The sequence below is a fragment of the Kosakonia sp. MH5 genome (genome assembly GCF_009935945.1).
Lineage (GTDB): Bacteria > Pseudomonadota > Gammaproteobacteria > Enterobacterales > Enterobacteriaceae > Kosakonia > Kosakonia radicincitans.
On sequence record NZ_QODH01000011.1, the window covers coordinates 94,649 to 109,874 of the forward strand.

General features: G+C 52.0%; 14 protein-coding genes. 7 read left to right on the forward strand and 7 right to left on the reverse strand.

Going from position 1 to position 15,226, the window contains the following annotated elements; all coding sequences use genetic code 11:
* Window positions 1–8: 8 nt before the first annotated feature.
* Entirely contained in the window at window positions 9–563 is a 555-nt protein-coding gene (locus DK872_RS23010; RefSeq protein ID WP_035887750.1) for a TetR/AcrR family transcriptional regulator, read from the reverse strand.
* 149 nt (window positions 564–712) lie between these two features.
* A complete protein-coding gene (gene hxlB / locus DK872_RS23015) occupies window positions 713–1,273 on the reverse strand; it encodes a 6-phospho-3-hexuloisomerase (RefSeq protein WP_007370469.1) in 561 nt (186 codons plus the stop codon).
* Window positions 1,274–1,767: 494 nt separating this feature from the next.
* Between hxlB and DK872_RS23020 the strand changes: the two genes are divergently transcribed.
* The 4 genes from DK872_RS23020 (at window position 1,768) to DK872_RS23035 (ending at window position 7,871) form a co-directional block, all read left to right on the forward strand.
* Window positions 1,768–4,521, forward strand: a complete 2,754-nt coding sequence (locus tag DK872_RS23020; protein WP_161518890.1) for an inverse autotransporter beta domain-containing protein — start codon at window positions 1,768–1,770, stop codon at window positions 4,519–4,521.
* 208 nt (window positions 4,522–4,729) lie between these two features.
* Complete coding sequence (locus tag DK872_RS23025) at window positions 4,730–5,359, forward strand: YbhB/YbcL family Raf kinase inhibitor-like protein (protein ID WP_007370466.1); 630 nt, start codon at window positions 4,730–4,732, stop codon at window positions 5,357–5,359.
* A gap of 13 nt (window positions 5,360–5,372) precedes the next feature.
* Entirely contained in the window at window positions 5,373–6,251 is an 879-nt protein-coding gene (locus DK872_RS23030) for an AraC family transcriptional regulator (protein ID WP_083596735.1), read from the forward strand.
* Window positions 6,252–6,530: 279 nt separating this feature from the next.
* Window positions 6,531–7,871, forward strand: coding sequence for a carbohydrate porin (locus DK872_RS23035; protein WP_144133942.1), 1,341 nt, complete (start codon window positions 6,531–6,533; stop codon window positions 7,869–7,871).
* Between the two features lie 47 nt (window positions 7,872–7,918).
* On the opposite strand, the gene DK872_RS23040 is transcribed toward DK872_RS23035, so the two are convergent.
* On the reverse strand, window positions 7,919–8,362 hold the full coding sequence (locus DK872_RS23040) for an ester cyclase (RefSeq protein ID WP_144133944.1): 444 nt from the start codon (window positions 8,360–8,362) through the stop codon (window positions 7,919–7,921).
* Window positions 8,363–8,480: 118 nt separating this feature from the next.
* Here DK872_RS23040 and DK872_RS23045 point away from each other — a divergent pair, with 118 nt between their 5' ends.
* The 3 genes from DK872_RS23045 to DK872_RS23055 all read left to right on the forward strand — a co-directional run bounded on the left by DK872_RS23045 (window position 8,481) and on the right by DK872_RS23055 (window position 12,384).
* A complete protein-coding gene (locus tag DK872_RS23045) occupies window positions 8,481–9,398 on the forward strand; it encodes a LysR family transcriptional regulator (RefSeq protein ID WP_161518891.1) in 918 nt (305 codons plus the stop codon).
* Window positions 9,399–9,937: 539 nt separating this feature from the next.
* On the forward strand, window positions 9,938–10,864 hold the full coding sequence (locus tag DK872_RS23050; protein WP_161518892.1) for an AEC family transporter: 927 nt from the start codon (window positions 9,938–9,940) through the stop codon (window positions 10,862–10,864).
* Between the two features lie 254 nt (window positions 10,865–11,118).
* Window positions 11,119–12,384 (forward strand): MFS transporter, encoded by a 1,266-nt coding sequence (locus DK872_RS23055; protein ID WP_107147275.1) that lies wholly within the window; start codon window positions 11,119–11,121, stop codon window positions 12,382–12,384.
* 64 nt (window positions 12,385–12,448) lie between these two features.
* Here DK872_RS23055 and DK872_RS23060 read toward each other — a convergent pair whose 3' ends face one another.
* From DK872_RS23060 to DK872_RS23075, 4 genes are all read right to left on the reverse strand, one after another.
* Window positions 12,449–12,961: a GNAT family N-acetyltransferase gene (locus tag DK872_RS23060; RefSeq protein ID WP_161518893.1), complete on the reverse strand. Its 513-nt coding sequence runs from the start codon at window positions 12,959–12,961 to the stop codon at window positions 12,449–12,451.
* 250 nt (window positions 12,962–13,211) lie between these two features.
* Window positions 13,212–13,523 carry a hypothetical protein gene (locus DK872_RS23065; RefSeq protein WP_035887746.1) on the reverse strand — a complete coding sequence of 104 codons (312 nt, stop codon included), beginning with the start codon at window positions 13,521–13,523 and terminating at the stop codon, window positions 13,212–13,214.
* Between the two features lie 124 nt (window positions 13,524–13,647).
* Window positions 13,648–14,190: a GNAT family N-acetyltransferase gene (locus DK872_RS23070; protein ID WP_079517435.1), complete on the reverse strand. Its 543-nt coding sequence runs from the start codon at window positions 14,188–14,190 to the stop codon at window positions 13,648–13,650.
* A 153-nt stretch (window positions 14,191–14,343) separates the two neighbouring features.
* A complete protein-coding gene (locus DK872_RS23075) occupies window positions 14,344–15,099 on the reverse strand; it encodes a trans-aconitate 2-methyltransferase (protein WP_079517434.1) in 756 nt (251 codons plus the stop codon).
* Window positions 15,100–15,226 lie beyond the last annotated feature (127 nt).

Sequence of the window (15,226 nt, forward strand, 5' to 3'; positions counted from 1 at the left end):
AGACTAAATTATTTCGCATGCACCAGATTATGCAAAATCGCATTAATCATCTGGCGTAATTCGTCGTCGATGACATAGCCTTTTCTGCCGCACTGCACAATGACGCCATCCAGCAGCATGGTGATGACATAATGGCGGGTACGAATAATCGACTCATCCATTGCCGGGTGTCGCTGTTTCTCGCGCCGAACGATATCATCCTGCAAGGCGTTGTGCGCCTCCGTCACCAGCTTTTTATAGCGCTCGTTGCGGATCGCAGCGGAGGCGATATCCATCAGCATAAAGATATTATCCTGCAAATCCGCCCAGAAAGCAGATTCCTGGAATATATCTAACGGCTGATTCTCATCATGCCGGGGTTTGTCATTTATGTGACTTCGCATATTATTAACAATGTCGGTCACCAGCGCTTCAATGATGCTGTCTTTATTTGCAAAATAGCGATAGATAAGCCCGGCGCTGACATTAGCGCAGGCCGCGATATTTTTAATGGAGGCATTATGAAAGCCTTTTTCTATCATGCAGGTTCTGGCGGCGCGGAGTATAAGTTCGTGACGATTCATTGTCTGGCTCCGAAAATAAATACCATCATATAATGAAATGTTAATATCACCAAGTCAGCTCAAAACAGAATAAAGAATTTACGACCGTCATCACGCAAATAATCGGAAGCGGGAAAATGTATTAACGAAGCGCAACGCGCTCCGTATCATTATTCAAAATCAGCGTGCCGTTTAAACATGCTGTTGCTGGATTCGCCAAGCTGCGCCATCAGTTCAAGAATAATCGCGTCACAGGTAATAAAACAGAGCTGCTCGAAAGCAGAACCCATCGGCTGGGAAAACGCACCTTCAATGCGCGCATTCTCTGTTTTTGCTGTGCCCGGCAAGACCAGTACGCAGTTTGCCATGCGGCCTATGGAAGAGTCGGCGTTCAGGGTAATCAGCGCCACATCCACCCCGCTTTCCACCGCTTTTTGCGCCAGGCTTTTCAGGCTGCCGGTTTCGCCGCTACCGGAACCGATAATCAATAAATCCCCCGGTTTACTGTGCGGCGAAGACATTTCCCCCACCACGCTGACGGAAAAACCAAGGTGCAAAAGCCGGTTGGCGAAACCACGGATAGCAATGCCGCTCCGCCCGGCGCCCTGCAAAAAGATATGGCCCGCTTTTCTGATATGCGCGATAAGCTGCCCGGCTTGCGCGTTATCAATGCTCTGCGCATTTTGCGCCAGTTCATTTAAAATACTGCGGATGTTTTGCTGCACGCCCATTTTCTTTCCTCCTGAAGCCGTTGCCATACCTCAACCAGACACAAGAGCATAGCGGGATCTGCGCAGAAGATAAGCGACAGAGCGTAAAATCTTCCGCTACCGTGATGCCGCTGCGGTTATCTTTTTGCCTCCGCCCAATGAAACAGAGAGGGAAATATCTTCATTAAAAATAGAAAATACGCTTAATCTTTAAAAAAACACGCATCCACAAATACAAAAAACCTCTTCAAAAAAAGTCACCACCTATATTCCAGTCACCAGACAAGAAAAACATATAATAATTTATCGTGATAACACAAAATTATTTATCAGCGATCCACGCCATTTTTAGGATTCTATCTTCTTAATTCAATCCGGAGATGGTGTAAATTCCAGAGCCGTTAGAAAAATAACCGGGAAATAGAGTACAAACTGGATGATTACTGCGCTTTTTACTACCGGGATGAATAATTATTTCTTAGGGACACCTGCCGCAAGGAATGGAGTCATTATTGATGGATATTAAAAAAACCACCTCGGGATTACTGATACTGACGCAGCTATTACCTGTCTGGCATCCGCTGGCACACGCTGCTCTGCCCACTCCCTCTTTAACCACCGACAGCCAAAACAACACGGAAAACCGTTTTTCTGTTGCCACGATGGCCACTGGCGCAGCACTGCAAGCAGATGACCAGTCCGGGGCATTGAAAAACCTGGCGCTGGGCCATTTTTCCGGCGCAGCTAACAGTGAAGTGCAGGCCTGGCTCTCACAGTTCGGCACCGCTCGCGTACAACTGAACGTTGATACCAAAGGGAACCTGGGCAATAGCGCGTTAGATTTCTTGCTGCCACTTTATGATGGCCCGAAGAATATCCTGTTTGCGCAGCTCGGATATCGTGCGCCAGAGGGGCGGCAGACCGGCAACCTGGGGCTCGGATGGCGAACGCTCTACGGCAGCTGGATGTACGGCGCTAATCTGTTCCTGGATAACGACTTCACCGGCAGCAACCGCCGCGCGGGTTTCGGGGCTGAAGCCTGGACCGACTACCTCAAACTCAGCGCGAACAGCTATTTCGGCCTCACGGGCTGGCATCAGTCCAGGGATTTCGCCAATTACGATGAACGCCCGGCGGACGGCTGGGACATTCGCGCCGAAGCCTGGCTGCCTGATTATCCGCAGTTGGGCGGCCGTCTGGTGTATGAGCAGTACCGGGGAAGTCACGTGGCGCTGGCTGATAAGAACAACCGGCAAAATAACCCGCGGGCGATTACAGCAGGGCTGAGTTGGACGCCCGTTCCACTGTTGACGACGGGGGTGGATTATCAGACTGGCAGCGGCATCAGCGATACCCGCTTCTCGCTGATGTTACGTTATCAGCCGGGCGTTTCGCTGCGCGAGCAGCTTAATCCGGATGCGGTTCGTATCATGCGTAGCCTGGCCGGAAGCCGTCACGATCTGGTCGAACGTAACAATGCGATTGTGCTTGATTACCGTAAGCAGGAGATGATCACGCTGGCGCTACCGGCCAGACAGAGCGGCAACGCCGGCGAAACGATCGCGCTGGACGCCATCGTCACCGCAAAATACGGGGTGAAACGCGTCGAGTGGGATGCGCCAGAGCTGCTGGCCGCTGGCGGTAAAATTAATGTGACGGGCACGACCACGGCCACCGTTGTTCTCCCACCGTGGCAGAGCGGCAACAACACCTGGCCCATTCGCGCCGTGGCCTGGGATAACCAGGACAACAAATCAAACCGTGCCAGCACAGAGGTGACGGTGAACCCGCCGCTCGCCACCATCCAGGGCAGCGATCTTATCGTTACCCGTGATAATGCGCTGGCCGATGGCGCCGCCGCCAACGCCGTGAAGGCAAAAGTGACCGATGGTAACGGCAACCCGCTTGCCGGGCAGACCGTCAATTTTAGCGCCAGTAACGGGGCGAAAATCGTCACGCGCAGCGGAACAACTGACGCAGACGGGGTTGTAGAGACGACGCTGACCAGTACCCTGCCGGGAAGCGCCATCGTCACCGCTTCGCTGGCCAGTGGTACAGCAACGTCAGTAAAAACTACCTTCACGTCGTCAACCAGCGCGATGATGAACAACATGATGGTCACGCGCAATAATGCGCTGGCCGATGGTAATTCTGCCAACGCCGTACAGGTGGAAGTGACCGACGGTAACGGCAATGCCCTTGCCGGAGAAAGCGTGACCTTCACCGCCAACAAGGGCGCGCAGGTTACGACGGTGACCGGAACGACGGGGGCAGACGGGCTGGCCTGGGCCACGCTGACCAATACCGCCGCAGGAACCACGACGGTAACGGCGGCGTTAAGCAATGGCACCACAACGTCGGCGGATACCCACTTTACGCCGGTTATCAGCTATATCGTGAGTAGCATGACCGTCACGCGCAATAATGCGCTGGCCGATGGCAGCGACAAAAACAGCGTGCGAATAGTGGTCACCGACAACAACGGTAAGCCACAGGCTGGACAGAACGTTACCATCACAGCGAATAATGGCGCAGTGGCTTCAGCATCAACCGTGACGACAGACAGCAATGGCGCTGTAACGGTCGACCTGACCAATATTCAGGACGGCCCCAGTACGGTAACGGCAACGCTGGACAACGGCACCCGCCGCCAGGTTGATGTGGAGTTCGAATCCCGTGTGGCGCGGGCGCAGGTTAACCTGATGACCACCAAAGACAATGCATTGAGAGACGGCGTGGATCAGGATGAAGTGGAAGCCACCGTGCTGGATATCAAAGGAAATCCAATCGCTGGCGTTAACATCACTTTTAAAACCCAGGATACGCTCAGCCAGGTGCTGGGCACCCAGGCGACGACCGATGCCAATGGTAAAGCCAGAACAGAAGTGGTATCGCTTGCAGCGATAAAAAATACGGTTATCGCTTCTCTGGATAATGGTAACGAAGCGACAAGCCCGGTGAATTTCCTCATGCTGCAAAGCATGTTCAGGATGATCACGGATTATTCTCCGGCTAACGGCGTGGATCAGAACGTCTTCGCGGTGAAGTTGATTCGCCCCGATAACGGGCAACCTGTCGCCGGTCAGACGCTAACCCTGAGCACAACGGATCCGATGACCTTGTCGACAACCCAGACCACGACGGATGCTAACGGAACGGCAACCATCAGCGCGACCAGTACGGTTGTTTCCGGTACAGCGGGCTTCAGCGTCCGGGTCAGCAATGTTGCCTGTTGCAGCATCACTTATGACGGTATTCACTTCAACTAACCGCAGCGCATCCGATAAGGGCGGAAATCGCCTTACCGGTTAACGCTCCTCCTGGTGACGGACAACATGGCGTTTGTCCGTCACTTTTTTGCGCCTGATACCGTCATTTTGACCGGATATGGACGCTAATTGACTGGGTATGTTGCTGTCTGAAATCCGCCACGGGGTAACATATCGCTTTCCCGCGACGTGAGATAAGGATGCAGAGATGAAACTGTTCAGCCAGAACTTCAGTAATGGTGATGTTATTCCCGGAAAAAACGCCTTCGCCGTGCCCGCCAGCGAGGGGCATATTACGCTGTCGCAGAATGCCAGCCCGCATCTTGCCTGGGATCAGATCCCACCAGGGACGAAATCACTGGCATTGCTATGCCACGATCCGGATGTTCCTTCCCGCGGCGATGATGTTAATCAGGAGGGGCGCGTGGTTTCCAGCACGCTGCCACGCATCGATTTTTATCACTGGGTTTTGCTGGATATTCCCGTCACGCAGCAGGAACTGGCAGAATCGGCTTTCTCTTCCGGCGTGACGCCAAAAGGAAAAACGCTCGCCAGCTTGCCAACAGGTTATCGCCACGGCATAAACGACTATTCGCTGTGGTTTGCCAGCGATGCGCAGATGAGCGGCGACTATTATGGCTACGATGGCCCGTGCCCGCCGTGGAATGATGAAATCGTCCATCGTTACGTGTTTACGCTGTATGCGCTGGATGTGGCCAGCCTGCCGGTTGATGGCGCATTGACAGGACAAAATGTCCGTAAAGCCATAGAATCGGTGAATGTCCTGGCGCAAGCTGAATTGACCGGACTCTACTCGCTTAACCCGACGGTTCGTTAATCAAGGTTCCACTATGCTTCAGCCCCCGATGGTAGAAAAAGAATCACATGAGCTGCTGAATATCCAGCCCGCCGGGGGCAGCCTCTTTTCCGCACCGCGTTTAATCCATCGGGATAATCTCTGTTCACTCTCCCGACCGCTGCTGCGCAATAGCCAGAGCACAAAGGATTTTTATTTTCCGCAGGCCACCCTGATTATTATTTTGTCAGGTTCGCTGGTTCTGCATACAGGTCATTCAGCGCAAATTCTGACGCCATCAACGCGCGCATGTCTTATCGCACAAGATACCTGTATCGATATTGAAAAATATCCTGACGGTGATGGTCAGCCTTTCCAGTCATTATTTCTGACGATCTCGGCAAACGTTATTCGCGAGTTTGCCAAACGCTATACCGACGTTATTTCCCGCACCAGTTCTGTTACCGAAATCGCCGTTATTCCGTTGAAGAAAGCACTTATCGATTCGCTTTTTACTTTACAGGCGAGCCTAAACCGACCGGAACTTGATGATAACCGCCTGGCGTTACGGCTGCTGGATCTGCTGTTGGTGCTGGCGGAGCACGGCCACTGTTTTTTACCGCTGGCGAAACGCTCTGTCACCCTGCAACTCCGGGAATTATTGCAAAAAGCGCCGGAGCAACACTGGACGGTGAAAGAGGCGGGAAAACGGCTGGCGATGAGTGAATCAACATTAAGACGCCGACTGTCGGATGAACATTCCCGCTTCGAAACACTGCTGCTGGAAACGCGTATGATGCATGCGATGTTCCTGCTGCAAACCACCTCCTTCACCCTGCAATGGGTCGCAGAACAGTGCGGCTATCTCTCTTATGCACGATTTGCGGAGCAGTTTAAAAAACGCTTTTCGACGCCGCCTTCCCGGGTCCGCTAACGTTTTTTTTCACCCACGCGAATTATTTGTAAGAGATATACCGGGCAGAAAGGCGCTTTATTCCTCTTTTTTTGCCGCCGGGTTGAGGGTTATTTCGGCACGGCTTACGCAAAGTCATTCACTAAAAATAGCAAATGAAAATACTGTGAAGCTAATTTTGTGCTGACGATCATATTTTTTTGGCAAGATAATTTTACTCGCACAAATTTATAAAACTCAGAATTTGCAGTTATTACACTCAAAATTCCGAACAACTCCCCTTGCCTAAGAATAAACATTATGAAACATATAAAAACAGTGGTGAAACAACCTGTAATATCTGCTTTAGCCGGAGCCTTATTCCTTTGTCTGCAACCCAGCCTTGCCCATGCGGCGGACGCCTTCAGCGCCGATTCCCCGTGGATGTTTGGTGACTGGGGCGGAACCCGCACCGATCTACAGAAAGAGGGTGTCGATTTCCAGGTGAATTACACCATGGAAGCCGCATCAAACCTGGCTGGCGGCTATAACACCTCAACGACGGCGCGCTACAGCGATCAGCAGGTGTTCGGCGTTAATCTCGATCTGCAAAAACTGCTCAACTGGCAGGATGCCGAGTTCCAGTTAACCATCACTAACCGTGACGGGCAGAATGTCGCCGATCAAGTGGCCGATCCGCGTACCGGCATGCTCTCTTCCCCGCAGGAGGTGTATGGCCGCGGGCAGACCTGGCGTCTGACACAGTTCTGGCTACGTAAAGGCTTCTTTGACGATGTGCTGGATGTGAAAGCCGGGCGTGTGACCGTTGGCGAAGATTTCGATAATTTCGACAGTAAGTTCCAGAACCTGGCGTTCGGCAGCGGCCAGGCGGGTAACTGGCGCGGCGATCACTGGTACAACTGGCCGGTTTCCCAGTGGGGCGGTCGCGTGCGTATTAACTTCACGCCGGAAGTCTTTATGCAGGTCGGTTTCTACAACCAGAACCCGTATAACTATGATCGCGGCGACGGTTTCCGTTTTGAATTTAACCCGACCGAAGGTAACCTGGTTCCGGTAGAACTGGGCTGGAAACCGCTGCTCGGCGCGGACAAACTGCCGGGGAACTACCGTCTTGGTTACTACTACTCCTCGACCAACGATAATGTTTACGGCTCATGGCGCGATGGCAGTTATCAGGATACCGCCCACTCTTACGGCGGCTATATCCTCGCCCAGCAACAACTGACCGCGCAGGGCGGATCCAGCGATCGCGGTATTACGCTGACCGTTCAGGCGGTGATGAACGATCACAAAACGTCAAAGACCGACAACTATCAGTCGATTGCGCTGACGTGGAAAGGACCGTTTGACGCGCGTCCGCAGGATGAAATTGGTATCGGCGCAGGCCGTATCCATATCAACTCCTCCTACACCCGCCTGCTGGGCGACGAGAACCGCTTCAACGGTGAGACGGACTACAACAGCCTGGCCTATCTGCCGATTCAGGACGGTTCCGAGTACAACTACGAAATCTATTACAACATTCAGGCGACGAAATGGCTGCAAATTCGCCCGAACCTGCAATACATTTCCGCACCGGGCGCAGTCAGCCAGGTTGATGACGCCTTTGTCGGCGGCGTGACGGCGAACATCAACTTCTGATCCCCATAAAAGCAAAAATCCACGCTACGGCGTGGATTTTTTTGCGCTTAAGGCAGAGAAGGCGTCTTGCCCAACTGCATAAACAGCCCGAGCCAGTCTTCCATATGCCAGGTTTTTATCACGCGCTCACCGTTAAGTTCGTGCATCTCATGCAAACGGATGCGCACAAATTTCCCCGTCGCTTCCATCCCCATAAACGTTCCCTGATGCGTCCCGGTAATCTCCGCGCGAACGGCAATCTTACCGGGAAGCTGCATCAAATCCTGAATGACAATCTGCACATCGGGAAAAGCCGCGATAAAGCTTCTGATGATGGGTTTTAGCCCTTGCGGCCCGGCTGCCTGGCCGGGAGCCAGCGGAATATCCTGCCAGTCTGGCGTCACCGCTTCATCGAGCAGATCCGGGTTTTGCAGGCTAAACGCCTGATAGATTTTTTCTACGGCCTCGCGCTCGCGCACAAGACGATTCGCTATTTCATTATGGTCTGACATCACTACCTACCTCGCAGGCTGACGGTTTTGCATTGGTTTATTTGCCGTACGCCGCTAGTATCACATTCGCGATATCAATAAATAAAACAAATATAAGATATAGAGGAGTATCCGTTTTATGGATTTTAGAGGGCTTGATCTGAATCTTCTCGTCGCCTTTAACGCGCTGATGGAAGAGCAGAATGTCACCCGCGCTGCCGGTAAGGCGTCAGTCAGCCAGCCAGCAATGAGCGCCGCGCTTGCACGTCTGCGTAGCCATTTTGCCGATCCGCTGTTTATTCGCAGCGCCAGCGGATTACTGCCCACGGCGAGAGCGAAAGAGATCCATGTGCATGTCGGCCGCGCGCTGGACGAAATAACCCACCTGCTGGCACCGGAAGAGGCGTTCAGCCCGCAGAATCGAAGCATGGCCTTCACACTTGGCATGTCGGAATACCCGCTGAGGGTGTTCATGCCGACGATTATGCGCGCGGTCAGCCAGCAGGCGCCGGACGTAACGATCCATGTGCGCACCTTTGTCGATCGCGATCAGTCCGTGGCGATGCTTGATAGCGGCGAGGTCGATCTGGTCATCGGTATCGTGCCAACCCAGGCGGAAAAACGCATCCTGTCGCAGCCTTTGATCCGCGATGAGTTTGTCACTCTCGTACGTCGCGACAGCGATGCCGCCCGTGACGGCATGACGCTGGAACGCTATCTCGCCATGAAGCACATTCTGGTCTCGCCCGAAGGCAATCACTACGGCCTGGTGGATGAGCAGCTCCGCAAGCAGGGGCTCAGCAGAACGGTACGCCTGACGCTGCCCACGATGTCGGCCGTCTCGCGGATTATTGCGCAGACCAGCTATGTTGCGACCGTGCTTCGGCGCAGCGTGCTGGCGGATGAAGCCAATGACGATGTTGTACTGCTCAAGCCGCCGATGGCGCTGCCGGAGATTGCCTTTCACCTGCTGTGGCACCGCCGCTCGGATGGCGGTAACGCGCACCAATGGCTGCGGAAATTAATCCATGCGCAATTCAGCACGTGCGCTGAATGAATTGCCGCCGGTCACAACATATCCCATAACGGCTGGCGCAGAAGAGATTCTCTGCGCTGCAACATCTACCACACGAGTTGAGCAACAGGAATAAAAACGCTCGCCCGAGAAAATCATCGTCTGTCACCATAAGACAAAACGCATTATTTATATTTCTTGTGATAACAACTGATATTTATTTTCGGGATTTTAATTTCTGATATTCAGCAAAGCAGTAACAGCAATGCTGGCAGGCAATAATATCAGGTTTACTCTGATATATAATCAAAAGATATATAAAGGCAAAAATTATCATTTAAAAGCAAGTCAAAAAACTGCCATAAAAAATACACATTCACTTGCTCGCAACTCTGGCGCTGCTTCGCCCCACAGCATTAAGTATTGAAGGTCTTATCGCCGCTCCCGTGGCCTTATTTATCTACCGGGCGGTGGGGAATTTACTCTTCCGCCGGGCAAGCGCGCCGCTTTATAAATGTCTGCTGACAGGTTTTATTGCCATTTACGGTCTGCTGGTACTGACGAAAGGATACATTTGAGAAATGATGACGACGCTGTCTTCGCTTGCACCGGTGATGTTCCTGATTGTTATGGGATTTGTACTGCGGGCCAAAAACCTGCTTGATCATCAGTTCTGGTTGCCCTGCGAAAAGCTCAACTATTTCTGGCTGTTTCCGGCGCTGATGTTTTCTCAGGTGGCGACGGCGAGCCTGAATGATTTTCCGGTCAGGCCAATAGCATGGTCGATTCTGGGCGCCGTGGCGATTGGCGCAGTGTCACTCTGGTTGTGGCGAATATGGCGAAGCCAGCCGGGAACCGTCTTTTCTTCCGTTATTCAGGGCGCGCTGCGCCCTAACACCTATATTGGCGTTGCGGCGGCGGCGGCCACTTACGGCACTACCGGGTTGACGGTCACGTCTATCAGTATCGCGGTGGCAATTCCCATGCTGAATGTCGCGTCTATCATCATCCTGATGCATTACGGGCAGGGCAAAAGGCCTGGCGTATGGCAGATAGTCAGAGCACTGGTACGTAACCCGGTGATTATCTCAGTGGTCGCGGGGCTGGCGTTTAATGTCAGTACGCTCAAACTTCCGGATATGATCGGCAATATTCTGCATATTCTCGGCGGCGCATCGCTGCCGCTGGGCTTGCTGGCGGTTGGCGCAGGGCTCGATCTTAAAGCTGCGCGCTCGGCGCACGGGCCGGTATTACAGTCGTCGTTTGTGAAATTATTACTGGTACCGCTTATCACGCTGTTTATTGGCGTTGAATTGGGTATTTCCGGGCCGGTACTGGCCACCGTCGTCCTGTTTAATGCCCTGCCCTGTACGCCTTCCGCCTATATCATGACCAAACTTCTCGGCGGCGATCATCGGCTTTCTGCCGGGATTATCTCCGTGCAAACGGTGCTGGCGGCGGTGACCATTCCCTTTATTCTGATGCTGACCCAACTGTCACCGAACTGAGGGATAAATCCGCTTCATATCTGGCCCAGATCTCTTCCTGCCACCGGGTAGAATTAAAACGTGCACAGATTCCGCCGGTTTTCCCTCTGCGTCATTCCACAATAAATAGGATGAAATTAGCGGCTGAATAGCTATCAGCAAATAAAATCGCCCGTTAAAAAACCGGGATTGCTTATGCAAAACAAACATAACAACACGCTGTTTTCCCTGCCCGGTTTAGTGTGAATATAGCCATTAATAGCGCAGGAGGAAGAATGAGCGTGGATTCAGGTTCCATTGAGAAAGAAAGTTCGCCGACCGTCGAGAAACCGCAGAGCCGCAAAGTGCTGGGTGCAACCGGCCTTGCTCACCTTTTCCATGATGGTGCGACGGATATGCACTATGTGCTTTTTGCCCTCTGGCAGCAGCAATTTGGGCTTTCAATGGCGCAGATCGGTTTACTGAAGATGCTGTTTTCTGGTGCGATGTCGGCGTTTCAGATCCCATCGGGAGAACTGGGCAGAAAATACGGCGAGCGGAAAGTGTTAATCGGCGGCACGCTGCTTTTAACCGTCGCGCTGCTGCTGTATGGAACGTCAGAAACGCTGATACAGCTCATGATATTGATTGTGATCGGCGGCCTTGGCGCCAGCGTTCAGCATCCGCTCTCCTCCAGCTTTATTACGCGGTTTTATCCCCCTCAGCGCGCCCGTATCGCACTCAGCACCTACAACTTTTTCGGCGATGTGGGTAAAGGGATCATCCCCAGTGCGCTTTCTGCCTGCCTGTTGGTTATCACGTGGGGAACCGCACTGCAGTTGATTGCGCTTTTGGGTTTCCTCGTTACTCTCGGTCTCTATGTGTTACTGCCTGCGGATGGCAAAAAAACGCCCCAGGTGGCTACGCTGGCGGGCAAAGAGGCGACGCAGCAGAAGCAACAGGCCTCCTCCTGCGTAAAACTCCCCGAACCGCTTCGTAAACGTGCTTTCACTGCGCTGTGCGTGATTGGCAGTATCGACAACGCCACGCGTACCGGCACGCTGACATTCCTTCCCTTTTTAATGGCCGCAAGGGGAGCGTCTGCAACGCAAATTGGCTTTGCGCTGACCTTAATTTTTATTGGCGGGGCATTTGGCAAACTGGTTTGCGGGGTGCTGGCAACAAAACTCGGCGTAATTAAAACCGTCGCAGCCAGTGAGATCATTACGTCGGCCATTGTACTGGGAATGACGGTTGCCCCTTTGCAGGTAAGCTGGCTGCTGTTGGTTCCGCTGGGTATCGCGCTGAACGGAACGTCGTCCATTCTGTATGGCAGCGTAGCCGAACTCGCCAGACCGCATCAGCAAACCCGCGCATTTGCTATTTTCTATACCGCATCGTTGGGATGTGGCGCGCTTATGCCGCTTATCTATGGCCTGGCGGGCGATGCGATTGGGGTGAAACAGACATTAATCGTTGTTGCACTGCTGGTACTTTGCATATTGCCTTTGCTCATTCCTGTCAGGAGCGCGACAAAAATGACCGGACACCCGCCGCGCTAATGAAAGCCATCGAGAGATACGCTGAGAGCAGGAAGAAAGCGCAATCGGGTATAGAAAAGGTGACTCAATACACCAATTGCATAGCAACCCGGCGCAGCGGTGCCAGCCCGGAGATCGTTTCTGCTGCCAGTAAGTCTTTTAGCCGTGGCGAGAGGGCCTCTTCTTGCACAATTTCGAACCCCAAAGAGGCATAAAAAGGGGCGTTAAAGGGAGCATAACGATCGGTCGTCAACGAGGCGCCGGTTAAACCGCGAGCCTTACCTTCAGCCAGAAGCGCATTTATCAGCCGCCGACCAATTCCCTGCCGCTGCCAGTCTGGATGCACATCTGCTTCGGCGATATGCAGCCAGTTCTCCGTAATATAAGCCCCGGCGAAACCAACCGGGATCTCCTCTGCTGCGAATGCCGCGAAGAGAATTCCTTCCTTGCTCAACCTGCTGAAATCATCCAGGCTGCCCGCAACCGGCTCACCTGTCACCGCGCCGGTGACACGCAATGTTTCAAACGAGGCGAGTTCAATCGCCCTTAATGCCTCCAGATGCTCGCGTTGTGCCGGTTTGATAGTGATATCTGTCATCGGGTTATCCTTATGAACATGGCAGGTAATGTTGCCGTCTCCTTTCAGTGATGGAGACTTAAGCGTCGCCACGTAGAATCTTGCGACCTCTCCAGGCCGACCGGTTTCAACACGGTGCTTGCCCTTTCCTGACTTACCGGCAGACAGGCGATAAAAATAAGTCGCGCTGCCGGATACGCTGTGTCTTCGGATGCGGAGCCATTCGGATTTTATAGCAAATGGGTAACTGACCGGTGGCCCGCAAACAAGGTTAAAGCGGTGAAATGGCTTCCACGTCATGCTGGAAAACGTAAGGGTCGGAAAGCAGCTCAAATTCTTCATCATCCGGATAAGTTACCGCCACATGATAGTTTTCTCCGGCAAACTCCCGCACCGACTGCAGATCCTGCCAGTAAGTGGCCAGAAAGAAATGCGCCCACTCTCCCTGCACTTCCATGCGCACGAACGCGCCTCGATTACCCTCTATGCTCCTTGCGTGCTCGACTCCGGTTTTCTCAAGGTGTTTCGCGAAACCTTCTGCATGTTTAAGTGGAACACAGCCGTGCCAGGTTCTTACAATCATGAGCTTTCCTCTCTTTATGCTAAAAATATAACGCGAAGACCGGTTAGTTCCGCAGAACAGTAATTTAACGTGATCGCCAACAGGTCATTTTGGTAAGCGACATGAGTGTATATTGTTGGGGGAATCACTCTGGAAATACAAATGAGTTCAGGACATGATCCTGCCAGACACCGTTTATTTTCAAATAGGATTCGGCATATCCCTCTTTTACAAACCCCAAACGTCTTAATGTATTGCTACTGCGTTCGTTATCCGGGAGATGATTGGCCATTATCCTGTGCATGCCATAGTTTTCACGCACATAACGAAGAGACTTCTCAAGGGATTCATGCATTAAGCCTTTACCCTGACAATCATGATCCAGTGAAAAACCTAAGTAACATGCCTGAAAAACACCAAAGATGAAATTAGTGAAGTTAATACTGGCGATAATGCGATCTTCATTTTTTAACGTCACTACAAGGTTCAGACACTTTCTATTCTCGTAATCGTTTAGTGAGTTTATTATTCTTTGCGATATATTTTCGAGTGTAAAATAGCCTTCATCACGTAATGGTTCGAACGGCGCTAAATGGGACCTGTTATTAAGCAGATAACGCTGAAAACTTTCTGCAAGATCGGTTGCAAGCAAGTAGACATCAGTTCGCTCGGTAGAAAATAACTTCATAATTTATCCATACACGAAAATGTGGGAGGGAATAGTATTAACAAAAATAACGGGATATTTACAGCGATTCGCAATGGGATATCTTCGATTATCGATCATGCACGCTTGCTGTGGCGATAAACAAAAAGGCCGCACTGGCGGCCAGGCGATAAGTTAGTTTGCCGGAAGATAAGTGGCGCTGAATGCATGAATATCAAAATTCACGGCTATGGGTTCAGAGCCACCGATGGACATAACTTTTTCCACAAAATTGTTGCGGTAAGTTTCGCCACCTTCCAGTTCAATAAAACGGCTGACATAGCTTGTTGAGAGGAAAAACAGCGCCACTTCTTCTGCGCTCAGAAACAGGATATTTGCAAAGGCTTCACGTCTTGCATCCTGCAAATGTGGGCAATCACGCATCAGCTCAAGCGTGTCATCGTATTGTATTAAACGGGGATCGCGATGGGCAGCCCAGTGTGTTACCAGTTCTTTTTCAATGTAGTCCCGTAACGGGCCATAGATTATCGGGACATCATATCGGTAAGCGCAAAAAAGCCCCTCCGGGCGCAACCAGTTTTTCAGGTTGGCCAACACCGCTTTACGATCCATCCAGTAAAAAGAGGTGGCGCTGGTAATCAGATCAAAGGCCCGTCCGGGAGAAAACGTTTCTGCCGGGGAAACGGTGAAGCTCAGTTCCGGATAGTTAACCCGCGCCCGTTCAATTAACGCCTCCCCTAAATCGCATCCTTCCACATAACTGAAATAGTCTTTAAGGCGAATGCTGGAGACCCCGTTACCACAGCCAATATCCAGTGCGGCACTGGTCGCGGGAGCCCGTTCGGCAAGATAACGATACAGAGCCTGTGGATAGGTAATCTTGCTTCTGATTTTATCGTAAGCATTTGCATTCTTGTTGAACTGTTTCACGAGATATTCTCCAGTGACTCTCTTCACACCGCCCTGCCAGTATATTCAGTGCAGGGGAGATAACGCTCCCCATATTATAACTGGCAAAAGATCACACTATTGGCGATATAACGCTTCCGACAGGCTG

What these genes read in the sequence shown, in the direction of transcription:
- DK872_RS23070 (WP_079517435.1), bottom strand. Translation starts at nt 14,190, where the DNA reads ATGAAGTTATTTTCTACCGAGCGAACTGATGTCTACTTGCTTGCAACC.
- DK872_RS23025 (WP_007370466.1), top strand. Translation starts at nt 4,730, where the DNA reads ATGAAACTGTTCAGCCAGAACTTCAGTAATGGTGATGTTATTCCCGGA.
- DK872_RS23030 (WP_083596735.1), top strand. Translation starts at nt 5,373, where the DNA reads ATGCTTCAGCCCCCGATGGTAGAAAAAGAATCACATGAGCTGCTGAAT.
- DK872_RS23050 (WP_161518892.1), top strand. Translation starts at nt 9,938, where the DNA reads ATGATGACGACGCTGTCTTCGCTTGCACCGGTGATGTTCCTGATTGTT.
- DK872_RS23035 (WP_144133942.1), top strand. Translation starts at nt 6,531, where the DNA reads ATGAAACATATAAAAACAGTGGTGAAACAACCTGTAATATCTGCTTTA.
- DK872_RS23010 (WP_035887750.1), bottom strand. Translation starts at nt 563, where the DNA reads ATGAATCGTCACGAACTTATACTCCGCGCCGCCAGAACCTGCATGATA.
- DK872_RS23045 (WP_161518891.1), top strand. Translation starts at nt 8,481, where the DNA reads ATGGATTTTAGAGGGCTTGATCTGAATCTTCTCGTCGCCTTTAACGCG.
- DK872_RS23020 (WP_161518890.1), top strand. Translation starts at nt 1,768, where the DNA reads ATGGATATTAAAAAAACCACCTCGGGATTACTGATACTGACGCAGCTA.
- DK872_RS23060 (WP_161518893.1), bottom strand. Translation starts at nt 12,961, where the DNA reads ATGACAGATATCACTATCAAACCGGCACAACGCGAGCATCTGGAGGCA.
- hxlB (WP_007370469.1), bottom strand. Translation starts at nt 1,273, where the DNA reads ATGGGCGTGCAGCAAAACATCCGCAGTATTTTAAATGAACTGGCGCAA.
- DK872_RS23040 (WP_144133944.1), bottom strand. Translation starts at nt 8,362, where the DNA reads ATGTCAGACCATAATGAAATAGCGAATCGTCTTGTGCGCGAGCGCGAG.
- DK872_RS23065 (WP_035887746.1), bottom strand. Translation starts at nt 13,523, where the DNA reads ATGATTGTAAGAACCTGGCACGGCTGTGTTCCACTTAAACATGCAGAA.
- DK872_RS23055 (WP_107147275.1), top strand. Translation starts at nt 11,119, where the DNA reads ATGAGCGTGGATTCAGGTTCCATTGAGAAAGAAAGTTCGCCGACCGTC.